We start from the raw sequence: 23,389 nt of genomic DNA on the forward strand, positions 1-23,389 counted from the left end.
ATTACAATTTTTAGTCCTATTGAACATTAATAATTATAGGAGTAATGTTTTTAATCACCTGACCATCAAGCCCCTGAGCTGTAGCTTTAATATCAAAGATAGAAACTACATCACCCGTTCTTAAATTCTTAACCAGACCTGCTGCTTCATCCAGTGAGTTACCATGAACAAGTAGAGCTGCTCTACCAGGTATTCTTACCATAAACTGAGTAACAGTAAATGAAACCGGGAAGTCAAAGTCAGGAATAGCAGCCTGTACAGATTGGTTAGGAATAGAAGTTGCCGGCATAGACAATACATTCTGACCTCTCATCTCACCTCTAGGTGGTGGAACATTCTTAATTCTATATTCAAATACCTGAGATACTGATTTTCCGAAAGGATCAACACCTGATAATGTTAATTTAACTACATTACCTGCAGCTGGTTTAACACTCCATTTACCCGGTCCAATATTCTTCACTGAAGCTCCAGGAGCGGATAATGAAAGTTTGGAATTATCGGCACCTAAGATTGATCCTGATACAGGGTTCTCAAGTCCTCTATACATTACATTCATTTTATCTGCAGAAAGTAATAATCCTTTTTCAAGTTTTACTTCTCTAGGTCCTGCAATTACGTTATAAGTATGCGTCCAAGGGAAACTTTGCGGCTTACCTGTAGCATCTGTTAATGTAATAGTTCCTCCTAATTTATGTTCACCAATTCCAGAACCTGAAATGGCAATAGAACCTTTACCATTTTCCGTTTTGCTCACTCCGGAAATGCTGATCTTATTACTGTTAGAATAAGTACCTAACATTACTTTTACTTCAGCTTGTTTTCCCGCCTGGATATCTACCGGACCTGAAACAATAGGTTCATAGCTTGAGAATTTAATATTCGCATCTACTTTTTCCTGAAGTAATAGTGCCAATGCATCAGACTGTACATTTCTGGCATCATTTTGGATAATTTCCAAATTAGATATCGCAGCAATTAAAGGCTGATGGTAAAATTTATTTTGGAACCAGGTCTTTTCATTTGGAGATTTTCCTTTAGGATATTCTGCAATAAGAGACTTGTTAGCTCTTTCAACTAAATCTTTAAGCTGAGCATTATTCCCAAAAGTAGCATTGATATATTTTCTTACTTCATCAATTTTATTTTTTAGGTCTAACGCATTCTTTGAAGGTGCATTTTCATCTCCTTCTTTAAAGAAATACTCAGTTGTAGCTTCATTATTATTTAATGCAGCAAAGTTTTCAGCTACATCAATATCTTTACCGTCTTTATCTTTCTCATGAAACTCAGATTGTTTTTTCAACAAGTCTTTGATATCCTGAGCTGATTTCACTAACACATCAATTTTAGATTTCAGTACTTTATACTGTGCCCAAGGTTCTGCGTAAGTATCCGGAACCTGTTGCGCCTTAGCCTCCAGGGTTCTTTCAAAAATCTTTTCGTTTTTCTTTTCTGTTAAAGTCCTAGTCTCATTCAACGCTTTTGTAGAGTCATAATAGGATCTGATGATTTCTGCATCAATATTTAGGGCCATCATCGCGATGAACACCAAATACATCAGGTTGATCATCTTCTGACGAGGTGTCTGTTTTCCTTGTGCCATTCTCTTTTCTTTGTTTTTTAATTAAGTAGTTAAATTTAGAAATGGTTAGGAATTAAGACTTCATAGCAGTAAGCATACCACCATAAACTCTATTTAAATTATTAAGATTAGTTGTTAAACCTTGTAGCTCTTGATTGAATTTTTCAGATTGCTCTGCTGACTTCTGCATATCTGCCACATATTTGTTAGCAAATTCAGATTGCTTTTTACCGCTTTCAAGCTGCATTGCGTATAACGCATTCATGCTTTCCATATGTTGAGCAGCTTTGTTTAGCTGATCGTTATATTTATGTGTAGAAGCAGATACATCAACTGTTTGATTAATTTGGTCAACAGAACTTGAGAATTTATCAATTCCTGTTCTTAATCTATCAAATAACTGAACATCTAATTTAGCATCCTGAAGCATTTTATCCAATTTGTTAGAAAGAGAGTTTTCTAATTCAGCAAATTGTGCGTTTGTATTTTTAGTCGTTACATTAGAATGTAGTGGGTTTGGGTGAGCATGCTTATCTAATAATTCAGGATAAACATTTTCCCATGCATAAGACTCTTCAGTTTTTGGAGGGTCAAATGCGAAAATAATAAAGATAATAGCCTCTGTAATAAGCCCTACCGTAAGAGCGATATTACCGTTAATTGGTCCCAGGGTAATGTGAGTAATTTTAAGCCAAGCTCCAAGAATTACAATTGCAGCACCGAATGAATAGAAGAAATTCATCCAAGCATCTTTAGTCTTAAACATATTGAGTTAGTTTTTTTAATGTTAAATAAAATTGTATTGAAAAATAATTGTCGGTTAATTATCTGTTAACTCTTCTTGGCTTAACTGCTGCTTCAGGAATATCCTGAACAGTTCTGAATCCGATATAGCTTCTTGCGGAATCTTTTCTTTCCCAGTCTCTAGCACCTGTCATTAGTGCATATCCTATATCTTTCCAAGATCCACCTCTTACAGATTTCTTCGTATCCTTTTTATCTTTAGTAGAAGGATTTAATGTAGAAGAGAATCCTGATGAAGAATTGTTAAACGAAGATAGTGTCCACTCAGAAACGTTTCCAGCCATATCAAATAACCCAAACCCATTTTTCTTAAATTTCTTAACTGGAGCTGTATATGTATAAGTACCTTTTTTCTCGTCTTCCATATAGTTACCTCTCTTCGGTTTGAAGTTGGCAAGGTAACAACCTCTGTCATCCATTAAATATGGACCACCCCAAGGGTAAGTAGCATTTTGCATACCTCCTCTTGCAGCATATTCCCATTCAGTTTCAGTTGGAAGACGGAACTGCAATGGTCTTTGTTTTTTTCTTTTTAAACTTTCGTTGTAATCAGTTTTCAATTTAGATCTGAAGTTACAATAAGCTCTTGCCTGATCCCAGGTTACACCAACTACAGGGTAGCTTTTGTAAGCTTTGTGCCAGAAATACTGTTCAAACAATGGCTCATTGTAAGCAAAGTGAAAATCTTTTACCCAAACAGTAGTATCAGGATAGATTGCGATACTCTGACTCTTCAGATAGTTTGCACCTCTTTCGTTATCTGCAAGTGCAGCATCCATATCCCCCCAACGGTAGGTATATTTAAGCTTACTTACATCTAAAATTCTTTCGTTTCCAATTCTTGAAGAAGAAGGTAGATACATAGATTCTAAAACCTCTGCGTACTCTACGTCAGGATATTTTGTTGTACTCCAGTGTAAAGGAATTTTCCAATCTAATCTTTTGCTGGAATCATAGCTTCCGTCATCACGGCCACCCTGGCCTTCCATATATTCTTGATAAGGCGTTAAATTTTCTTCTTTTTTAGCAAGGTATGCATAATCTCCTATAGCTGCTCCCTTACGGCCTCCTTCGTCACCACCTTCTCCGGCAGCTTCGGCTAGTAAAGTTCTTGCGATAGAATCTCTTACATAATTGATAAATACTCTGTATTCTGCATTGGTAGTTTCTGCTTCATCCATGAAGAAAGAAGAAACAGTAACGGTTTTCAATGCTGCTTTTTCAGGGGTATTTGTTGGATCCTGGTCTGCTAAACCGGCAACAAATGAACCTGCTGGAATTGCGACCATTCCGTATGGTCTTTCCGCAACAAATGATTTCGTTTTTTCTCTTGGTATCAATTCTCCTTTTGTTCCAGGCTTCCCTACAGAAGAGCTGCCACCACCTGAACAAGATACCGATGCTACTGACGCAGACAATAATAAAAGAAATATCCTTTTCATGTTAATTTTTATAATTAAGCCGTAAATATATAATTTTTTTAAGAAACTTTTAAGATTTTTTTTGAAATAACGGAAGAAATCTAAATTTATTTTATTTACAACTACTTTTTATTCCACGGTTACAGATTTTGCAAGGTTTCTCGGCTGATCCACGTTTGCTCCTCTATAGACTGCAATATAGTAAGCAAGCAGTTGTAGAGGTACGGAAGCAACGATTGGCGAGAAACATTCTGATGTTTCAGGAATTTCAATAACATAATCTGCCATTGCACTTACCTGACGGTCTCCTTTATTGACTACAGCGATGATTTTCCCTTTTCTTGCCTTAATTTCCTGAACATTACTCACAATTTTATCATAATGTCCTTTTTTAGGAGCTATAATTACGATTGGCATATTTTCATCGATCAAAGCAATCGGGCCATGTTTCATCTCTGCGGCAGGATATCCTTCTGCGTGAATATAAGAAATTTCTTTTAGCTTTAAAGCCCCTTCTAAAGCGGCAGGATAGTTGTAACCTCTTCCTAAATAAAGGAAATTGGTTGCTTTCACAAAGTCTTTTGCGATATTCTGAGTCAGCTCATGAGTGGTACTAAGTACTTCTTCTATTTTTTTAGGAATAGCATCAAGCTCAGCAATTAAACTCATGAATTCAGCATTTCCTAAATTCCCGTTATGCTTTCCTAATTTTAATGCAATCAAACTAAGGATGGTAAGCTGTGCTGTAAATGCTTTTGTAGAAGCCACCCCTATTTCAGGACCTGCGTGAGTATACGAGCCAGCATCTGTAATTCTCGCGATTGAAGAATCTACTACATTACAGATACCATATATAAATGCTCCTTTTTCTTTTGCCAATTTTAATGCTGCCATGGTATCTGCTGTTTCTCCTGACTGAGAAATGGCAATAACAACATCTTTATCTGTGATAATAGGATTTCTGTATCTGAATTCTGAAGCATACTCTACTTCTACTGGAATTCTCGCATACTCTTCAATCAAATATTCTCCAATCAGACCTGCATGCCATGAAGTACCGCAGGCAATGATAATAATTCTGTTGGCATTTTTGAATTTTTCAACATGATCCCAGATTCCTGCCATTTTGATAACTCCCTCATCTACAAGAAGTCTACCCCTCATTGTATCATGTACAGACTTAGGCTGTTCAAAGATTTCTTTAAGCATAAAATGCTCATATCCTCCTTTTTCAATCTGTTCCAAGCTCATTTTAAGTTCCTGAATTTCAGGCTCAATTTTAGAGTTTTCATTGATTGTTCTGATATCTACACCATTTTCCAGAGAGATTGTTGCCATATGCCCTTCTTCAAGGTAGATTGCTTCTTTTGTAAATTCTACAAAAGGAGAAGCATCAGAAGCGATAAAGTATTCTTTATCTCCGATTCCTATTGCCAGAGGAGAACCTAATCTTCCTACTACCAATACTCCCGGATAATCTTCATGAAGAACTGTAATTGCATAAGCTCCGTATACCTCATTAAGGGCATATCTTACTGCTGTTGGAAAATCAGTTTCAGACTTAAGATCCATAAAATACTGGATAAGGTTTACCAACACTTCAGTATCTGTTTCGGATTTGAAAGTAAAACCTTTTTCTGTAAGCATTGTTTTAATGGTATCATAGTTTTCTATGATACCATTATGTACGATTGCTATTTTCCCATTGTTTGACAAATGCGGGTGGGAATTTCTGTCACTTGGAACTCCGTGGGTAGCCCAACGTGTGTGGCCCATTCCAACTTTGAATTTTCCTTTTAAGTTTTCTGAGATATTCACCAAATCCTCTACCTTCCCCTTTGTTTTTTCTACTTCAAGTTTATTATCTGGACCTTCTAAAACAATTCCGGCACTGTCATATCCTCTATATTCTAATCTTCTAAGACCATTGATTACAATTTCGTAAGCGTCTTGAAAACCTGTATATCCTACTATTCCGCACATATTTATTTTGTCTAGTGTTTTATTTTTTTGTGTTTTATTTTTTTGTAGCGTAAGTTACTCTCAACTGAACTCTATTCGGGTTCGTTTTTTCTGTCCCTGTAAGAATTACTCTGTTCATATCAAATGCTCTGGTTGTTCTAAGAGCACCTACAAGACTTCCTGTAGCACTGCTAACAAACGATCCTGTGTTGATATAAAAAGGTCTGTTAACTATCAGAACATCATCTCCTTTATCATCTTTCTCCTTTTTCCCTTCAATAATATCCTTAAGTGTTTTTGTTACCACAAAGTCATAGTACTCAGGTTTCTGGTTATAATAATATAGACTAAGACCAGCTAGCGTATCCAATGAAAAAGATGAGAAATCTAATATGGTACCTGTTTTTGTCTTAATAGGAACAATAGTAAATCTTCTGTCTTCCGTTGAATTTTTATTCACCCAGCTAGATGGATCTACATAAAATCTGATTTTAGCTCCTATGATACCGATCTTGTCTTTAACAAATAAATCTTTAAGTGCTGCAATAGTTTCGTCCGGGATTCTCACTACTGCAGATGGTCCTCCCATACCCTGAACAAAAATTTTCGGATCACCGACCTGGCTGCTGCTTGTTGCCAGAGCATTTGAAAGTGCTGACCCTGATCTGTTATATTCATACTGTCCGAGATGAGCATTAGCAGATCCTAAGTTGAACTTAAGTGTTGTCTGCGGTCTTGTTACAGTACCATTATCTGTTTTATCATATTTATAATACATGATCAGTTCCATATCATTAGGTGAGAACTGGAACAGGTATCTGTCTGTTTCTTCTACAGAAAGCTTTATTCCTTTAAAATATCTGGTAAAGTTGGACGCATCCTGAAGTTCAGGTTTTCCTTTTTTATCTATAATATGAGTCTGGAAAAAAGCAGTATTACTTAGTTTTATTCTGAATCCAAGGTTTCCTGTAAATACAGTTGAACCATCAGATTTTTTTGTAATAGCTAAAGAACTCACATTTCCGTCAAAAACACCGGATCCTAACAATTCACCTGTAGTTACGTTTGCATTAGAACGTGTAAGAGCATCGTTATTTGTATCCATGAACGTAGTAGATTCCTCTACATTGATTTTCATAGATTTGGAAATTCCTCCGATTTTACCATATTTACGAACAGGGTAAGTTTTTTTACTAATAGATACAGCGATATTTTCACCATCTACCGGGAAATCACTTTTCTCATAGGTATTCGTTTTTATTGAATCCTGTTCGAAGAAATATGTATTATTAGCTGTGTTTGCTGGAGGTCTCACAACCAAAACTACAGAGTCCACTTTTGCATTAGGCCCCGTAAAGTCAAAATTATCTACCGGCATTCTCAATTGAGTAACATAAGAAGCTTTCTGCATCCCAAACTGATTTTCAGTAAAAGCTCCCAGAACTCCGGTTGTCAGCACAGCTCCATTCTCATCATATCCGCTGATAAGCCTCGCAGCATCACTTCTGATAGAATCATTGTTGTTGTAGTTGTAAGCAATAAGGTCATATGGAATTTCAGTACCTGCTGCCGCATCTTTATCAAATAATTGCTCACCAAGAGAATCTGCATCAGGTTCACAGTTATAAAGGATTGTACTTCCGAAAATCGCCAGTAAAATTACGACGAAAGTCCTTTTAAGAGTATGAGTCATTAAAAATGTGTTTTAATAAAGTTGATTTATAGAATCTATGTCAAGATATTCCGACTTTTGGATAGCGGTTACATTGAAGGCCTGATCCAGGTCTTCATCAAGGAACTCATCTCCCTTCACCACCATATCTACATAGTTCATACTTTCGATAACAAAGCTTTTGATTGTTGGGTTATCTAACGCTTTTAATCCTGAAATATTATCAAATTGCAGCTTTTCATCGATCTTTTTGTCCAGATCAGCGTCTTTCTCATTATAGAGAGAAAGTACAATTTTAGCGTCTTTAAAATAAGTATCTGATTCGTAATACGTTTTAAGATAAATTGGAACAAATGAAGACATCCAACCATTTAAGTGGATCACATCCGGAACCCAGTTCAGCTTCTTGATCGTCTCAATCACCCCTCTTGCAAAGAAAATAGCTCTTTCGTCATTGTCATCGAAAGGAATTTCTTCATCGTCGAAATAATATTGCTTTCTTTTGAAGTATTCTTCATTGTCAATAAAGTAAACCTGAAGTCTTTCCCCCGGAAGAGACGCTACTTTAATGATTAAAGGCTGATCCAGATCATTAATGATAATATTCATTCCTGAAAGGCGGATTACCTCATGAAGTTGGAATTTTCTCTCACTTATTTGTCCAAATCTTGGCATAAAAACTCTTACATCATTGCCTTCATTGTGCATCTTAAGTGCCATTTTGTTTACCACTGCAGCCATATTGGTATCTTCCTGATATGGAAACATCTCTGTAGTAATGTACAGTATTTTTTGATTCGGCATAAACTTTCTATCTAATTTTTGTAAAAATGCTTTAATGTGCAAAATTACAAAAAAACATCCAACATTATTTTAATTAACATTTTTTTACGAAAATTCCCTTTTGCAATTTGTTAAAAACGCATTTTATTATGTTATATTTTTAGTATTTTTGAAATAGTATTAAAATAATCTATGGAAGTTATAAAAAACAGGAAAGTCCTTCAGGATTTCATTGAAAGACAGAAAGAAATGGGAAAAAGAATTGGCTTTGCCCCTACCATGGGGGCTTTACATAAAGGTCATCTTTCTCTTTATGAAGAAGCAAAAAAAGAGAATGACCTTGTTATCTCTTCAATTTTTGTAAATCCAACCCAGTTCAACAGCGCTGAAGACCTTGAAAAATATCCAAGAGATATCAACAGGGATATCCTGATCTTAGAAAATTCAGGTTTGGTAGATGCTGTTTACATTCCTGAGATAGCAGATATCTATCCTGAGAAAGCGGAAAGCAAGCAATATGATTTTGAAGGACTGGAGAATGAAATGGAAGGAAAATCGAGACCGGGGCATTTTGACGGAGTGGGAACTGTTGTAGAGGAGCTTTTCAGGCAAATACAGCCTGATCATGCCTATTTTGGAGAAAAAGATTTCCAGCAGCTTGCCATTATCAAAAAAATGGTTGAGAAAAAACATCTTCCGGTTAAGATAACAGGTGTTTCCATTTACAGAGCCGAAAACGGACTTGCATTAAGTTCAAGAAACCAAAGACTCCATGAAGACCGAAAAGAAGCTTCCAAAATTATTTTTGAAACTTTACAAAAAGTAAACGACTGGTTCCGTACTGTTACCATTCCGGAAATTAAAGAAAGGGTGGCGGATATTTTTGATGATCAACCCGGAATGCAGCTTGAATATTTCTTAATCGCTGATGAAAACACCCTGCAGGAAACTGATTTTTTCTACAAAGACAGAAATTTCAGAGCATTTATAGTAGTTGTTGTGGATGGCGTGAGACTGATTGACAATATGCACTTAGATTAATAGCAACTATATACTTTCAAAAAAAATACAAACTCTGATCGTAACGATCAGAGTTTTTTAGTTTATAGATATTGACATCTATTATCAATAAAAAATCAAAGGCCTCCTGAAGGAAGCCTTTGAAACACCAAATCACAAAATATTAATATGAAAAAAATTTACTTTTCAGTAAACTTGTGACCCGGCTGGGATTCGAACCCAGGACCCATACATTAAAAGTGTATTGCTCTACCAGCTGAGCTACCGAGTCGGCCACAATTAAAATGAAATAAATTTCAATATTAACTATAAATTTTTCTTTGCAGTGCCTGCGACTGGACTCGAACCAGCACATCCTTAGGAAACCACCCCCTCAAGATGGCGTGTCTACCAATTTCACCACGCAGGCAATAAAATCACAGAATTTAGTAATATTTATTGCTAGTGACCCGGCTGGGATTCGAACCCAGGACCCATACATTAAAAGTGTATTGCTCTACCAGCTGAGCTACCGAGTCGGTCACTTACTCATCAAGTTTTCATTTAAGTAATGTCCCTTGTTTTAAGTGGTGCAAAGATATAACTTTTTTCTTTATCTCAAAACTTTTTCGCAAATTTGTTTAAAAAAAATTCATGGTAATTTCATTGATCGGATACATGGGAAGTGGCAAATCTCACATTTCCAAAATATTAAGCGAAAAAATAGATTTTAAACTGATTGACCTCGATAAAGAGATTTCCAGAAGAAATAAATTAACCATTCCTGAGATCTTTGAGAAAAAGGGGGAAATTTACTTTAGAAAGCTGGAAAGAGAGGCACTTGAAGAAATACTGGCCTCTGAAGAAAACGTTGTTTTAAGCCTTGGAGGTGGAACTCCGGTGTATTATAACAATATGGAAATCATCAATCACAGCTCAAGGAGTGTTTTTTTAAGAACATCCGTAGGAACTTTGGTAGAGCGACTGTCTAAACAGAAAGAAAAAAGACCAATAATTGCCAATATCTCTGATGAGGATCTCCCGGAATTCATTGCAAAACATTTATTTGAGAGAAATCAATTTTATAGTAAAGCACAATTCAGTGTGGGGACAGACTCCAGAGAACCGGAAGACATTGTAAAAGAAATAATAGAAAAGCTCTATCTCTAGAGCTTTTCTATTATTTCTTTTAATCTTCATTTTCAACTTCATTCTCTGTTTCTCCAAAGAAATCATCCCAATCTGTAAAATCAGAAGCGATATCATTACCTACATACTCATCCATATCCCTTCTGTCTCTTTTAGTAGGTCTTCCTTCTCCTTTATTCCTGTAGTAATCCTGTGACATTTTACGGAGTTTCAGTAATTCGTACTGCTCTTTATCTGTCACATCCTGTATATGAAGCGGGACCAGCTTTGCTCCTATTCTGCTTTTAGGAATCTGAATTACCTTTATTTTATAATCAATTTGATTCTTACGGATTTTGATAACATCTCCTTCTTTTACCTCCTTAGATGACTTTACGGCAGAGGTTCCTATAGAAACCCTGTTCTTTTTAATCTCCTCTGCTGCAATATTTCTTGTCTTATAAAAACGAATGCTCCATAAAAATTTATCTATTCTCATATTTTTTTATACTTTTGCCGTTATATTATTTGTAAAGTAATTAAAGTTTTTTGAAATGAAAAAAATATTTTTATATATCCTTGCGGGATCTTTGTGTTTTTCTGCATGTAAAAAAGATGATGATGTGCAAACATACCAGGAACCAAGTGACATCAATACACAAAATTCCTATGATGATCAGGCTATTAAGAAGTATATGGATGAGAATTATCTCGATACACAAGGAAATATAAAAGCTTTCAGTGCTACAGATACAATTGATGATCATGAAAAAAAGTTATCAGAGCTAAATTATAAGACCTTACCTTCAGGAACAATCTACATTGTGAGAGATGGAGCACAGCCTGCGGCAGATCAGGGAAAAACTATTGGTGATACTGATGTCATCAAAATCATGGGGAGAAGCTATGCTTGTCTTGCAGGTGACAATAACGGAACAGTGTCATTCATCAATACGCTTACTTTTCTGAATACGATTAACGGAAGTGGAATTCCTCTTGTTGATCCTATGTATTACTATGTAAAACAACAGATGATAGATGCTGCTACCACTACCGCTGCCAAACAGCCAGGTTATTATCAAATACCCGGATTCAGAGAGGCATTACAGAAGTTCAAAGCTTTTGATAACCTGTCTGGAGGAAACCCATATAATTTACAGGGGGTAATTATTGTACCTTCCAGAGCTGCTTTTGCAAGAAACCCGCATTATCCTTATTTTAATGAATCTTACAGAAACAGAACATTTATCTTCAACTTCCAGATCTATGGAAGATCAGACAGACCAGCTGACGAAGTACAAAAACCACAATAAAAAAATGACAAAAAATAAAAACCGCCTTATGTACATAAGGCGGTTTTTATTTTTATGCTTTCTCAATGGTTTTTTAAAATCTTGCTTTCTGTTTTACATTCCCCAAAATATCCGGGAAATAAAGATCTGCAAGGTGGTCAAATTCATCTCCTCTCATAAACATTGTAGCATCTACCTCTTCATAAGAACTTCTTCCTGCAGCGGCAATCAATTCATTACAGGTATGAAGTGTATTTTTATGGAAATGATACACTCTTTCACTTTTATCAGTGACATCAAGTCCTTTGATAAGCATTTTATCCTGTGTAGCCACTCCAGTAGGGCAATTGTTGGAATTACATCTCAATGCCTGAATACATCCTAAAGAGAACATAAATCCTCTTGCATTATTACACATATCTGCTCCCATAGCAACTGCTCTCAGAATATCAAGGCTGGTAAGAACTTTACCGCTGGCAATAACTCTTAATTTACTTCTTAAATTATAGTTATTAAGCGTTCTGTTTACAAAGATCAAAGCTGGTTCCAAAGGCATCCCTACTCCATCTGAAAATTCAGGTGGTGCGGCTCCTGTACCTCCTTCGGCTCCATCTATCGTAATGAAGTCCGGATAGATTTTCAGAACATTCATTTGCACACAGATATCTTCAAATTCTTTGGTATCTCCGATACACAGTTTAAATCCGATCGGTTTTCCTCCTGAAAGCTCTCTTAGCTGCTGTACAAACCTCAACAATCCTGCAGCATCAGAGAAAGAACTATGTGATGGCGGCGAAATTACAGTCATCCCTGGTGTGACATGACGGATTGCTGCAATTTCCGGAGTATTTTTAACTCCCGGAAGAACACCTCCGTGGCCAGGTTTTGCCCCTTGTGATAATTTGATCTCCACCATCTTCACATTAGGAAGGGTTGAGTATTTTTTAAATAATTCAGGATTAAACTTTCCTTCGTCATCACGGCATCCAAAGTATCCGGTACCGATCTGCCAGCATAAGTCACCTCCTTCCATATGGTAAGGTGAAATACCTCCTTCTCCTGTATTATGATAGAAATTTCCTTTTTTCGCCCCTTTATTTAATGAAATCTGAGCCCTATCACTTAATGCTCCAAAGCTCATTGCAGAAATATTCAATAAAGAAGCATGATAAGGCTGGGTACACTGCTCTCCGCCTACCCAAACTCTTGGAAGCTCTTCCGAAGGTGATTTTGCATAGATAGAATGTTTGATTCCTTCGTATTTTCTATGATTAACTTCCAGCTGTGTTCCAAATGCTACAGTATCACTTAAGTTCTTAGCTCGTCTGTATACTGCTGAACGCTGATTTCTTGGAAATGGTTTCCCATCAGTCTCCCTTTCGATAAAGTACTGCTGCATTTCGGGTGAAATACTCTCAAAAAAATATCTGAAGTATCCCAAAACAGGGAAATTCCTCAAAATAGCATGTTTTGATTGGTAAGCATTGTACACACCTAATGCATAAATTACGGATAACAGCGTAGGTATCCAGTAATGCGTTCTGATCAGCAGTGCTATAATCCATGTAGCAACTACTAATACAATTCCCCAAGATAAAAACTTATCTCTCATGAATGTAGTATTTAAAAGTTTAAAAATAAATTTAGTGGAATTTTTGCAAAGAGCCTATGCTTTTGCTAAAAAATTTTGGTAAGAAGATTGCACTGAGACCGTGCCATCTGACAGGATTTTTTCTAAATTTAGAAATTCGATTTGATTAACGAATGCGGAATCAAAGTCTTTCTGGACTCTCACATAATTTTCTGTGAAGCCAAACATTTTTCCGTCTTTATTTTCATGCTCCCAAAGTACAGGAAGCGTTTTTCCAAGTTGAGTCTGATAAAATGCCATTTTTTTCTTTTCAGAAAGGATTCTAAGCATTTTATTACGTTTTTTTCTTTCCGCTACCGGCACTACTCCTTCCATAGCTGTGGCTTCTGTATTTTCTCTTTCAGAATAGGTAAATACATGCAGATAAGTGATAGGAAGTTCATTAAGGAAATTATACGTTTCCATAAATCTTTCTTCAGTTTCACCAGGGAATCCTACAATGACATCTACACCAATAGCCGCATCAGGCATTACCTCGCGGATCTTATTTACTCTGTCATTATAAAGTTTTGTCAGGTAGCGGCGTTTCATCCTTTTCAATAAATCATCGCTTCCGGACTGCAGCGGAATATGAAAATGCGGAACAAAACTTTTACTTTTAGAAACCAGTTCAATACTTTCATCCTTCAACAGGTTAGGTTCAATAGAAGAAATACGGATTCTTTCAATGCCTTCTACCTTGTCCAGTTCTGAAATAAGATCAAGAAAAGTATGTTCGTGTCTTTTATTTCCGAATTCGCCTTTACCATAATCACCGATATTAACACCTGTAAGAACAATTTCTTTGATGTCTTTCGCAGCAATTTCCGTGGCATTTCTAAGAACATTTTCGATGGTATCTGAACGAGAAATCCCTCTTGCTAGCGGAATAGTACAGTAGGTACATTTATAATCACAGCCATCCTGTACTTTCAGGAAAGCTCTGGTTCTGTCTCCAATAGAGTAACTTCCGATAAAGAAGTCGGTCTCTTCGATCTCACATGAATGAACAATACCTTGATTGTCTGTTTTCTCCAAATCATCAAGATAGCTCAGAATATTAAACTTTTCTTTAGCTCCAAGAACAAGATCAACACCATCAATCTGTGAAATCTCTTCAGGCTTCAATTGTGCATAACAGCCTACAATAACAACCAGTCCTTCCGGATTGGCCTTCATTGCTCTTTTTACGTGAAGTTTACACTCACGATCAGCATTTTCTGTAACTGAGCACGTATTGATGACATACACATTCGCCTTGTCATCAAAACTTACCTTATCATAACCTGCATCTGTTAATTGACGGGCAATAGTAGATGTTTCTGCAAAATTTAATTTGCAGCCCAGTGTATGAAACGCGGCAGTTCTATGAAAAGTAGACATTTGTTACTCCTGAATTTTATGGGTGCAAAGATAGTAATTTTAATAATAACTCAAGATTGATTCAATCTATTGTTTGTATTCATCTCTTACTTCAGGGCTATTTTGAAAACAGACCGGAGATGAATTGATTTCTGATTCGCCTTTATCCGGAAATTTATTTTTCATGTCATGATTAAATTCCTGAGATTTATTTCTGGCAATGGAAAGTGTTTCCCAGTTTCCGTTTTTCATCATTTTAGCGATGTAGACAATCTGACCGATATGATAAGGATAATGTGCCAACTGTCTGAAAACAGCATCGATAACAGAGTGAGCTTCTCCTCTTATATAAATTGTTTCGTAAAGGTTTTTATCATTAATCTGGCTCAAAGCATCAAAAAAGCACTTCCATCCTTTTTCCCAGTAATCAAGAACGTCTTTTTTAGTCTTAAAACTATCTACAAATTCTTCATCACGGCTACGCCAGGGCTTTTCACCATCTTCCGTCAGAAAATTGGTCCACCTGGAAAGCATATTTCCTGCTATATGTTTCACAATAACCGCTATAGAATTACTTTCTTCGTTATACTTCCAAAAAATCTGTTCCTCCGTCAACTGATCAAAAGTCTTATCTCCAAGAGATTTATAATATTCAAAGCGTTTAACAAACAGGTCTTTCATATTTTCTGATTTTATCCACTAATGTAAACACTTTTAAAAACAAAACCACTTCGTTTGAAGTGGTTTTTTCTATGTATTATATTTATATATTATTCTCTGTTTTTAACCAATACCCAACCTGAAAACTTGACAGGAGTATTCTTTTTATCATTTTCATTCCATGTCACAGAATACCAATATGTTCCGGTAGGCACTCTTCTTCCTCCCTGGGTACCGTCCCATTTGTACCCGTTCTGTTTATCTGCCTGAAAGATTTTATTTCCATATCTGTCAAAGATACTCATGATCAGATTTTGCTTGCTGCCCAATGCAGAATAATCGATCACATCGTTAATACCATCAGCATTAGGAGTAATAACATTCACTAAGTTAGGCACGACAATTCCAATTTCTACAGGATCACAATCATAAGCGTCTTTTACCAGTATTTTATGATCTCCTCTTACAAGGTTATTGAAAACATTGGAATCCTGCCAGATAATATTGTCGGTTGAATATTTATACGGAGGATTACCTCCTATTACTGATACAGTGACTGTATTGTTGGCAATATCAATATTGGAAACAACAGGTTGTTCGGAAGGCAATACTTTTACAGCCTGTGTTGTAATACAATCACCAGTTTTAAGCTTCACCCAATACATTCCGATTCCTGCTTTGATTGTTTGAGTAGTAGCACCAGTACTCCATTCATAGCTTTTAAATCCGGGACCTGCATCCAATATCGTCTGGTCTTCAGCACAGATAGTCTGGTCTTTGAGAACACTGGAATATACCGGAGCAATGACTATTAGAGTAATTTTAGCCACATTATAGCAACCTTGTGCATTGAAAACCCTTACATAGACAAATCCGTTAGGGGCAGTATAAGCACTTGAATTGATAATTTCATTGGTTTGATTAATAGCATCCGTTAATGACGGATAATATTTTTTTAAAGGAATAGGGTTCTGCTGGGCAATTACAGAAGCATTCGTAAGATTAAACAGTGCTGTGGACGGATTAGTTTCAATAAAACATGATCTCAGCGTTGCCTCATTTACTACTATCGGAGGATAGAATTTTAAAGTAATCTGTGCTACAGCACTACATCCAAATTCAGAAATCACTTTCACATAAATAACTCCTTCTGCAGATACAAATGCCATAGGTGTTGTAATCTCATTAATCCCGGCATTCAGATCAGACATCGTATGATAATATTTCTTGGTAACGTTTGTCCCGACAAAAACATCTGCTGTGGTCAGGTCAAAAAGTGCTGTCCCCGCATTATTATTGTTACACTCTGTCAATGTTGCATTCTTAACCGTAATAGAACCATCTTTAAATTTAAATTTTCCGACCTGTTTACATTTATTAAGAGGATTCCCTGGATTAGCAGGATCTGTATAGTTGATACTGTAGTAATAAACAGTACTTGTATTAACCATTCTTGGAGCTGTAATAGGATTATTGCCTGTTAAAGCATCATTCTGAGTAACATGGTAACTTACCCCAAAACTCGAATTTCCGTTAATAATATCCGGAGACAATATAGAAAAATCAAATAATGCTGTACTTGAGCATATCACAACTTCTCTGGGATCAGCTGGGTTAGCAGCCGGAACTCCCGGAGGATGGAAGGGATAAGTCTGAATATTCGGATCTGTAAATGGAGATGCCAGTGTTGCCGTTCCTCCCCATGTCAAAGAAAAGGGAGCCGTTGTAGTACTGGTACTGCTTACCCAGTTGTCAATAAATAAATAATACGTCTGCCCTGGCAAAACGTCCATATATTTACAATAAGGGGTAAGGGAGCCTCCTGCGGCACTTAGAATTGTACTGGTCATATTTAATCCTGTAGAAGCCCCTACTCCTATTACCGTTGCTGCATTGCATCGTATAGGAGCCCCCAGACTTCCACAGCTTACATTAGGGCCAAAAATCGCCCAGTCATAATCGGCATCCTGATCATTCGGTACCAGATCAAATGTAAGAGTTCCTCCTGTAGCAATTGTAATTTTATACCAGATTGAATTATGCTCACCGGTTGCATCTATACAACTTCCTGAATTGACCAATTCCTTAACATCACCATATCCGGTAGGGCTGTAAGTGATATTTGAATTTCCACAAACCGATAATGCTGTTGCACAATCTGCCTGAGCATAGAAAGTACGAAATAAACACAGAAAAAATAATAGTAAAAGTTTTCTCATATATTAGATGTTTTTATGGTTATAGTAGTGACGAACCAGTTGATATTCAACCTACATCAAATATACCTATATTTTAATTACAAATAACGAAATCTTAATAATTTTGAATTATTTTAAATTAAAACATGAAAAAATTAAACATATAATAACAATCAACACTATTTTATACTTGTAATATTTCCGCACAAATTTTCAAGGTGAAAGATTTTATGGAAAGGACTTTTTACTTCATTCAAATGTTCTTTATCCTGAATAAAAGTATATCTGGAGGCAATAGAGTTCATATCTGAAACGATAACCAGCCAGCATTCATCTACTGAAGTATCGTAATAGGGAAATTTTTCATTCTTTTTTTCAATAAGTTCTAAAATCTTTTCGGAACATAGCTCGTCAAAAAGGTTCATATTGTATTCATGGGTGATAAATACATTTCTTCTATGGAAAGATTTTCTTATACTTTTTACACAACCTGCCGCTTTATTTCTTTTGATACTTTTATAAATGCTGATAATATTTTCCTGCTGCATTTCCAGATGATCAAACTTCGTATCCGGGTGAAATTCTAAAAAATAAACACCACGATATTTCGTAGTGTCTTCCTGTTCTAATAATATTTCTGCCTGACGGAACATCTTATTCAAAGTACTTTCTACTTTTTTCATTTCCAGATGATTGATTACTTCGGTCAGCTCTATTCCGATTTTTTTGTCGTTTAATTTTGCGATAAAGTCTGGGCTTTCGCAGGTAAGGTTTTCAAATTTAACTTCCGGAAAATGATGCATAAAGGAGTTAAGAAGCAAAATTTCTGACTTCTTTCTGTATTTTTCACGGTCATGAAGCGGAGATTCATCTATGGTACGGTGGTATTTTTCTATGGGCTTTTTTTTCAAATGCCTGTTCAGGTAGTATAAGCTCAGATTTTTAATCAGATCTTCCTCAGAAAATGTCTTTTTCATGTGTGATTTTTTATTTAAATTTTAATTAAAGAACACATGCAGCCATTGGCCTTCATCGTTAAAAGTTTTTGATAATCAAAATTTTACATATTTAAAGGTAAGTAAAAAAACGATTCAACACATACTTTTTAAATTAATTTATCTATTAATTAATGTAAAGTTTATTTTCATAATCAATACCTTTGCTTCTACTAACACAAACCAGCATTTATGGATTTCAGGAATTTCAGAATACCCTACAACATCAATCCCCAATATTCCAAAAAAACCGCTTATTTCTCAATGGAATTCGCCCTTGAACAGGTACTTAAAATATACTCCGGCGGCCTTGGCTTTCTTGCAGGATCGCACATGAGAAGTGCTTACAATCTTAAGCAGGATCTTATCGGAATTGGAATTCTATGGAAATTCGGCTATTATGACCAGGCAAGAAATCATGATCAGACTTTGCAGCCAGTATGGACCAGAAAGTTGTATAGTTTCCTTGAAGATACAGGAATAAAATTTCAAATCGAAATTCACAGCGCTCCGGTATGGGTAAAAGTATGGTACCTTGATCCTGAAATATTCAACACCGCACCGATGTTCTTCCTATCTACTGACGTTCCGGAAAATGATCATGTTTCAAAAACAATCTGCCATAAGCTCTATGATGCCAATGAATCTACAAAGCTTGCCCAATATATTTTATTAGGAAAAGGAGGGGCTAAACTGCTAGATGAAATGAATATCGAAAGAGATGTCTACCACCTTAATGAAGCTCACGGGCTTCCGGCAGCATTTTATCTGTTGAAAAAATATGACGGAGACCTGAATAAAGTAAGAGAAAAACTGGTTTTTACCACCCACACGCCTGAAGAAGCCGGAAATGAAAAGCATAATTTTAAATTATGCTACGATATGTCTTATTTCTCCGGATATAGTATGGAAGAAGTAAAAAGCATTGAGGGAACAGATGATGACCGTTTTAACCATTCTCTTTGCGCACTGAAAATTGCAAAAATTGCGAATGGAGTTTCTCAGCTTCACGGCGTAGTTTCAAGAGCTATGTGGAGCAAATACCCGGGAATCTGTGAAATAACCTCTATTACCAATGCACAGGAATTTAAATATTGGGCCGATAAACCATTATATAATGCAATGGATGAAAATGATGACACAGTTTTCGATTATCGTAAAAAACATTTAAAGAAAAAACTTTTCAGTATTGTAGCAGACCAAACAGGAAATTTATTTAATCCCAATGTCTTCACTATTGTCTGGGCCAGAAGATTTGCCGGCTACAAACGTGCAGATCTGCTTTTACACGACAAAGACAGATTCTACAGGCTTCTGAACAACCCCAAATATCCCGTACAGTTTATATGGGCCGGAAAACCTTACCCAATGGACTATTCTGCAATTTCCACTTTCAATACTTTGGTGGAAGAAAGTAAGATTCATAAAAACATGGCCGTTCTTACAGGATATGAACTTTCTCTAAGTAAATCTCTAAAACAAGGTTCGGATTTATGGCTTAACAACCCAAGAGTTCCAAGGGAGGCGTCAGGAACTTCCGGAATGACGGCAGCCATGAACGGTTCTGTCAACTTATCCACAGATGACGGCTGGATTCCGGAGTTTGCAAAACATGGGGAAAACTCTTTCGTAGTTCCTAAAGCTGATTACCTGAATATGAGCATCTATGAACAGGACAACTATGATCTAAACAAACTGTATGAGATTCTTGAAAATGAAATTATCCCAGCCTACTACGACCGTCCGGATAATTGGAGAAAAATCCAGCAAACCGCTATGGAAGATGTAAAAGATCATTTTAACAGCGATAGAATGGCGGATGAATATTACAAAATCCTTTACAATAGTACAATATAGTGAAATGGTACATAACGAAGAAACCTTGAAACAATCAGGTTTCATCAATAAGATGCCCGAAAATTTCCGGGCATCTGTTTTTTATGAATTATTTCTTATTTTTTCTTTGCAGGCACCTTAAGTCCTTTTTCTCTCGCTTCAGAAATACCAATGGCTACGGCTTGCTTTCTGCTTGTCACTTTCTGTCCGGAAGAAGATTTCAACTTCCCTTCCTTGAATTCGTGCATAACTTTTCCTACTTTGTCCTGAGCTTTGTCTGAATATTTGGTCTTGCTCATAATAAGGTTTTTTAAGATTTTGGCAGGGATACCCCTAGTTCATAAACACATGCATGTTTCAAATATTTTGAACGCTCTCTTGACGTTACCGATTCAAAATGATCATTTTTAATCACAATAATCGGGTCTTCTATATTTTCAATCTCGAAATTAGCAAAATATCGTTCATCCGGACTCGTTTTATCATTTTTTGCTTTTATTTTCTGCAGTTCTTCCGCATACTTTCTGAATCCGGGATCAGAGGAATGTATGAATTTATATTCATCTCCTGCATACACATAATAATGAAGTTTTTTTTCTATCAAACCCGCTTCATCGGCAATTTCGGGATTATCATTTCCATCTCTGAATACTATTTCCACCAATGCACCTCCTTTTTTATGAGCACATTCTTCGGCGTCTTTAAAGCTGGAAAAACCTGTATAAACAATCTGGTCGTTCAATACATAACGGTTAAGTTTCTGATTGTATGCATTCGTATCCATAATTATTAATTGATTTGATTTATACTTATTGTATATTCAATTTTTCTGCCAAAAAGTGTATTTGAAAAGCTTTTTAATACATTTTAATAAAATTATTATCTTTGAATTCCATTAATGTTAGAAATGAAAAAACTACTCTTAACTCTTACTGTAGCTGCAGCATTCCAAAATATGTCAGCACAGGAAATAACTTTAGATAAAATATACTCGGGATATTACCGTGGAAAGGGGATTGCTGGGATCAGCTCCATGAAAAACGGTGAAAACTATCTCGTTATTGAACCTACAGGAATTGCAAAATATTCTTATAAAACTTCTCAAAAGGAAGGAAATATTGTTGATGGAAGATTTGAAAGCTATATTTTCTCCGATGATGAATCTAAAATCCTTTTACAGATAGGAAGCCAGCCCATCTACAGACATTCTTTTCTTGGAAAATTTGATGTAAAAGACTTAAAATCCGGAAAAATAATCAGTCTGAACGAAGGAAAAACAGTTCAGGAGCCTACATTTTCACCTGACGCTACAAAAGTGGCCTTTATTTCAGACAACAATTTATTCTATCAGGATCTTTCTTCAGGAAAAATCACTCAGGTTACCACTGACGGTAAAAAAAATTCAATTCTTAACGGATTGGCAGATTGGGTATATGAAGAAGAGTTCGGGCATGCCAAGCAATATGAGTGGACAAAAAACTCAGATGCTATTGTATTTGTAAAATCTGACGAAAGCCAGGTTCCGGAAATTTATATTCCAATCTATGGAAAAAATCTTTATCCTGCTGAGATGCGTTATAAGTATCCAAAAGCAGGTGAGAAAAACTCTGTTGTTTCTGCACAGCTATACCGCATTGATACCGGAAAAACAATGCCGTTGAACTTAGGTTCTTTCAAAAATTATTATATTCCTAATGTTTTCCAGACAGCTAAAGCTGATGAAATTGTTTTGGTCACTTCTGAAAGGGTTCAGAATGCATCAGATATTTTAAAAGTAAATACCAAAACAGGAGCGGTTCAGAAATTATTCACAGAAACGGATGATAAATGGATTGATACAGATAGTCCCACGATAGAATTCCTGGATGATGATTCTTTCCTTTGGGCTTCAGAGAGAGATGGAAACCGTCACCTTTACTGGTATGACAAGGATGGTAAACTGAAAAAACAGGTTACCAAAGGCAACTGGGAAGTAACCGACTATTACGGGTTCAATCCAAAATCTAAAGAAATATACGTTCAGACAACAGAAAAAGGAAGTATCAATAAAGTGGTTTCCAAAATAAATATTGAAAATGGAAAGTCTCAACTGATCTCCAATACGGAAGGAAACAACGCTGCCAATTTCAGTAAAAACTATAATTATTTCATTGAAACCTCCTCTACCGCAGCAAAACCTTTCACCTATATTTTGAAAGACGGTAATGGAAAAGCGGTAAAAGAACTTCAGAATAACAATGATCAGCTACAGAAATTAAAAACGGATAATTTTGCTGAAAAAGAATTCATCACTATTCCAAACACAGTGGGTGATCAGATGAATGCATGGATCATGAAGCCTAAGAATTTTGATCCAAATAAAAAATATCCTTTATTTATGTTCCAGTATTCAGGGCCCGGATCTCAGCAGGTTTCTAATTCATGGGATAATGGAAATGCAATGTGGTTTAACCATCTTGTACAAAAAGGATATATCGTTGCTTGCGTAGACGGGCGTGGAACAGGTTATAAAGGTGCTAAATACAAGAAAGTAACTTACATGAATTTAGGGAAATATGAGATTGAAGATCAGATTACTGCTGCAAAGTGGTTGGGGAACCAGTCTTATATTGATAAAAGCAGAATCGGAATGTTCGGATGGAGCTTCGGAGGTTATATGACCAGCTTGGCAATGACTAAAGGAGCAGATGTTTTCAAGATGGGAATTGCTGTGGCACCGGTAACAAACTGGAGGTATTACGATTCTGTATATACAGAAAGATTTATGAGAACTCCCCAGGAAAATGCTGACGGATATGATAAAAATTCACCTACAGAATATGCTAATCTATTGAAAGGCAAATTTTTACTAATCCATGGAACAGCTGATGATAATGTTCATTTCCAAAACTCTATGGAATTCTCTGAAGCTTTGATTCAAAACAAAAAACAGTTTGACTTCATGGCTTATCCGGATAAAAACCACGGAATTTACGGTGGACAGACTAGACCTCAGTTGTATCAGAAAATGACTGATTTTATTTTGAACAATTTATAATCAACATATTACTTATAGCAAAAAA

At 36.1% G+C, this 23,389-nt stretch carries 19 protein-coding genes and 3 tRNA genes; 5 read left to right on the forward strand and 17 right to left on the reverse strand.

Features of this window, described 5'->3' with window-relative positions; all coding sequences use genetic code 11:
* Positions 1 to 16: 16 nt before the first annotated feature.
* From porM to AC27VX_RS11890, 6 genes are all read right to left on the reverse strand, one after another.
* Positions 17 to 1,606 (reverse strand): type IX secretion system motor protein PorM/GldM, encoded by a 1,590-nt coding sequence (porM, locus tag AC27VX_RS11865; RefSeq protein ID WP_236857541.1) that lies wholly within the window; start codon positions 1,604 to 1,606, stop codon positions 17 to 19.
* Between the two features lie 52 nt (positions 1,607 to 1,658).
* Entirely contained in the window at positions 1,659 to 2,351 is a 693-nt protein-coding gene (porL, locus tag AC27VX_RS11870; protein WP_236857540.1) for a type IX secretion system motor protein PorL/GldL, read from the reverse strand.
* A gap of 58 nt (positions 2,352 to 2,409) precedes the next feature.
* Positions 2,410 to 3,831 (reverse strand): T9SS ring complex lipoprotein PorK/GldK, encoded by a 1,422-nt coding sequence (gene porK, locus AC27VX_RS11875; RefSeq protein WP_236857539.1) that lies wholly within the window; start codon positions 3,829 to 3,831, stop codon positions 2,410 to 2,412.
* A 108-nt stretch (positions 3,832 to 3,939) separates the two neighbouring features.
* Positions 3,940 to 5,793 carry a glutamine--fructose-6-phosphate transaminase (isomerizing) gene (gene glmS / locus AC27VX_RS11880; RefSeq protein ID WP_236857538.1) on the reverse strand — a complete coding sequence of 618 codons (1,854 nt, stop codon included), beginning with the start codon at positions 5,791 to 5,793 and terminating at the stop codon, positions 3,940 to 3,942.
* A 34-nt stretch (positions 5,794 to 5,827) separates the two neighbouring features.
* Complete coding sequence (locus AC27VX_RS11885; RefSeq protein WP_488695721.1) at positions 5,828 to 7,465, reverse strand: DUF4270 family protein; 1,638 nt, start codon at positions 7,463 to 7,465, stop codon at positions 5,828 to 5,830.
* Between the two features lie 12 nt (positions 7,466 to 7,477).
* The gene (locus AC27VX_RS11890; RefSeq protein ID WP_236857536.1) at positions 7,478 to 8,248 is read right to left on the reverse strand and encodes a glycogen/starch synthase; all 771 of its coding nucleotides are present in this window, start codon (positions 8,246 to 8,248) and stop codon (positions 7,478 to 7,480) included.
* Positions 8,249 to 8,419: 171 nt separating this feature from the next.
* On the opposite strand from AC27VX_RS11890, the gene panC reads away from it, so the two are divergent.
* A complete protein-coding gene (gene panC / locus AC27VX_RS11895) occupies positions 8,420 to 9,268 on the forward strand; it encodes a pantoate--beta-alanine ligase (RefSeq protein ID WP_488695723.1) in 849 nt (282 codons plus the stop codon).
* Positions 9,269 to 9,445: 177 nt separating this feature from the next.
* On the opposite strand, the gene AC27VX_RS11900 is transcribed toward panC, so the two are convergent.
* The 3 genes from AC27VX_RS11900 to AC27VX_RS11910 form a co-directional block, all read right to left on the reverse strand.
* Positions 9,446 to 9,518: transfer RNA gene (locus AC27VX_RS11900), tRNA-Lys, on the reverse strand.
* Positions 9,519 to 9,573: 55 nt separating this feature from the next.
* Positions 9,574 to 9,656, reverse strand: a tRNA-Leu gene (locus AC27VX_RS11905).
* A gap of 36 nt (positions 9,657 to 9,692) precedes the next feature.
* Positions 9,693 to 9,765 (reverse strand) — tRNA-Lys (locus AC27VX_RS11910).
* Positions 9,766 to 9,880: 115 nt separating this feature from the next.
* On the opposite strand from AC27VX_RS11910, the gene AC27VX_RS11915 reads away from it, so the two are divergent.
* Positions 9,881 to 10,396, forward strand: a complete 516-nt coding sequence (locus AC27VX_RS11915) for a shikimate kinase (RefSeq protein WP_236857534.1) — start codon at positions 9,881 to 9,883, stop codon at positions 10,394 to 10,396.
* 19 nt (positions 10,397 to 10,415) lie between these two features.
* On the opposite strand, the gene AC27VX_RS11920 is transcribed toward AC27VX_RS11915, so the two are convergent.
* Positions 10,416 to 10,853 carry an RNA-binding S4 domain-containing protein gene (locus AC27VX_RS11920; protein WP_236857533.1) on the reverse strand — a complete coding sequence of 146 codons (438 nt, stop codon included), beginning with the start codon at positions 10,851 to 10,853 and terminating at the stop codon, positions 10,416 to 10,418.
* A 55-nt stretch (positions 10,854 to 10,908) separates the two neighbouring features.
* Between AC27VX_RS11920 and AC27VX_RS11925 the strand changes: the two genes are divergently transcribed.
* Positions 10,909 to 11,667, forward strand: coding sequence for a hypothetical protein (locus tag AC27VX_RS11925; RefSeq protein WP_488695726.1), 759 nt, complete (start codon positions 10,909 to 10,911; stop codon positions 11,665 to 11,667).
* A gap of 73 nt (positions 11,668 to 11,740) precedes the next feature.
* Here AC27VX_RS11925 and AC27VX_RS11930 read toward each other — a convergent pair whose 3' ends face one another.
* From AC27VX_RS11930 to AC27VX_RS11950, 5 genes are all read right to left on the reverse strand, one after another.
* On the reverse strand, positions 11,741 to 13,258 hold the full coding sequence (locus AC27VX_RS11930) for an FMN-binding glutamate synthase family protein (protein WP_236857531.1): 1,518 nt from the start codon (positions 13,256 to 13,258) through the stop codon (positions 11,741 to 11,743).
* A 54-nt stretch (positions 13,259 to 13,312) separates the two neighbouring features.
* Positions 13,313 to 14,659, reverse strand: coding sequence for a tRNA (N(6)-L-threonylcarbamoyladenosine(37)-C(2))-methylthiotransferase MtaB (mtaB, locus tag AC27VX_RS11935; RefSeq protein WP_236857530.1), 1,347 nt, complete (start codon positions 14,657 to 14,659; stop codon positions 13,313 to 13,315).
* Positions 14,660 to 14,725: 66 nt separating this feature from the next.
* A complete protein-coding gene (locus AC27VX_RS11940) occupies positions 14,726 to 15,319 on the reverse strand; it encodes a DUF1572 domain-containing protein (protein WP_488695728.1) in 594 nt (197 codons plus the stop codon).
* Positions 15,320 to 15,408: 89 nt separating this feature from the next.
* Positions 15,409 to 17,517 carry a T9SS type B sorting domain-containing protein gene (locus tag AC27VX_RS11945; RefSeq protein WP_488695730.1) on the reverse strand — a complete coding sequence of 703 codons (2,109 nt, stop codon included), beginning with the start codon at positions 17,515 to 17,517 and terminating at the stop codon, positions 15,409 to 15,411.
* A gap of 158 nt (positions 17,518 to 17,675) precedes the next feature.
* Positions 17,676 to 18,473: a hypothetical protein gene (locus AC27VX_RS11950; RefSeq protein ID WP_236857527.1), complete on the reverse strand. Its 798-nt coding sequence runs from the start codon at positions 18,471 to 18,473 to the stop codon at positions 17,676 to 17,678.
* 210 nt (positions 18,474 to 18,683) lie between these two features.
* On the opposite strand from AC27VX_RS11950, the gene glgP reads away from it, so the two are divergent.
* Complete coding sequence (glgP, locus tag AC27VX_RS11955) at positions 18,684 to 20,348, forward strand: alpha-glucan family phosphorylase (protein ID WP_488695732.1); 1,665 nt, start codon at positions 18,684 to 18,686, stop codon at positions 20,346 to 20,348.
* Positions 20,349 to 20,443: 95 nt separating this feature from the next.
* Here the strand turns inward: glgP and AC27VX_RS11960 are convergent, their stop codons facing one another.
* Positions 20,444 to 20,626, reverse strand: a complete 183-nt coding sequence (locus AC27VX_RS11960; RefSeq protein ID WP_236857525.1) for a DUF6496 domain-containing protein — start codon at positions 20,624 to 20,626, stop codon at positions 20,444 to 20,446.
* Positions 20,627 to 20,637: 11 nt separating this feature from the next.
* A complete protein-coding gene (locus AC27VX_RS11965) occupies positions 20,638 to 21,111 on the reverse strand; it encodes a hypothetical protein (RefSeq protein WP_236857524.1) in 474 nt (157 codons plus the stop codon).
* Positions 21,112 to 21,234: 123 nt separating this feature from the next.
* Between AC27VX_RS11965 and AC27VX_RS11970 the strand changes: the two genes are divergently transcribed.
* Positions 21,235 to 23,364 (forward strand): S9 family peptidase, encoded by a 2,130-nt coding sequence (locus AC27VX_RS11970; RefSeq protein ID WP_488695735.1) that lies wholly within the window; start codon positions 21,235 to 21,237, stop codon positions 23,362 to 23,364.
* The last annotated feature ends 25 nt before the right edge of the window (positions 23,365 to 23,389 follow it).

Source organism: Chryseobacterium sp. 14P4.3.2, assembly GCF_057799275.1.

Bases quoted from the DNA above. Each gene is read 5' to 3' on its own strand.
- porK (WP_236857539.1), bottom strand. From the start codon at position 3,831: ATGAAAAGGATATTTCTTTTATTATTGTCTGCGTCAGTAGCATCGGTA.
- glgP (WP_488695732.1), top strand. From the start codon at position 18,684: ATGGATTTCAGGAATTTCAGAATACCCTACAACATCAATCCCCAATAT.
- AC27VX_RS11930 (WP_236857531.1), bottom strand. From the start codon at position 13,258: ATGAGAGATAAGTTTTTATCTTGGGGAATTGTATTAGTAGTTGCTACA.
- AC27VX_RS11965 (WP_236857524.1), bottom strand. From the start codon at position 21,111: ATGGATACGAATGCATACAATCAGAAACTTAACCGTTATGTATTGAAC.
- AC27VX_RS11950 (WP_236857527.1), bottom strand. From the start codon at position 18,473: ATGAAAAAGACATTTTCTGAGGAAGATCTGATTAAAAATCTGAGCTTA.
- AC27VX_RS11940 (WP_488695728.1), bottom strand. From the start codon at position 15,319: ATGAAAGACCTGTTTGTTAAACGCTTTGAATATTATAAATCTCTTGGA.
- AC27VX_RS11945 (WP_488695730.1), bottom strand. From the start codon at position 17,517: ATGAGAAAACTTTTACTATTATTTTTTCTGTGTTTATTTCGTACTTTC.
- AC27VX_RS11890 (WP_236857536.1), bottom strand. From the start codon at position 8,248: ATGCCGAATCAAAAAATACTGTACATTACTACAGAGATGTTTCCATAT.
- AC27VX_RS11970 (WP_488695735.1), top strand. From the start codon at position 21,235: ATGAAAAAACTACTCTTAACTCTTACTGTAGCTGCAGCATTCCAAAAT.
- AC27VX_RS11920 (WP_236857533.1), bottom strand. From the start codon at position 10,853: ATGAGAATAGATAAATTTTTATGGAGCATTCGTTTTTATAAGACAAGA.
- panC (WP_488695723.1), top strand. From the start codon at position 8,420: ATGGAAGTTATAAAAAACAGGAAAGTCCTTCAGGATTTCATTGAAAGA.
- AC27VX_RS11925 (WP_488695726.1), top strand. From the start codon at position 10,909: ATGAAAAAAATATTTTTATATATCCTTGCGGGATCTTTGTGTTTTTCT.
- glmS (WP_236857538.1), bottom strand. From the start codon at position 5,793: ATGTGCGGAATAGTAGGATATACAGGTTTTCAAGACGCTTACGAAATT.
- AC27VX_RS11960 (WP_236857525.1), bottom strand. From the start codon at position 20,626: ATGAGCAAGACCAAATATTCAGACAAAGCTCAGGACAAAGTAGGAAAA.
- mtaB (WP_236857530.1), bottom strand. From the start codon at position 14,659: ATGTCTACTTTTCATAGAACTGCCGCGTTTCATACACTGGGCTGCAAA.
- AC27VX_RS11915 (WP_236857534.1), top strand. From the start codon at position 9,881: ATGGTAATTTCATTGATCGGATACATGGGAAGTGGCAAATCTCACATT.
- porL (WP_236857540.1), bottom strand. From the start codon at position 2,351: ATGTTTAAGACTAAAGATGCTTGGATGAATTTCTTCTATTCATTCGGT.
- AC27VX_RS11885 (WP_488695721.1), bottom strand. From the start codon at position 7,465: ATGACTCATACTCTTAAAAGGACTTTCGTCGTAATTTTACTGGCGATT.
- porM (WP_236857541.1), bottom strand. From the start codon at position 1,606: ATGGCACAAGGAAAACAGACACCTCGTCAGAAGATGATCAACCTGATG.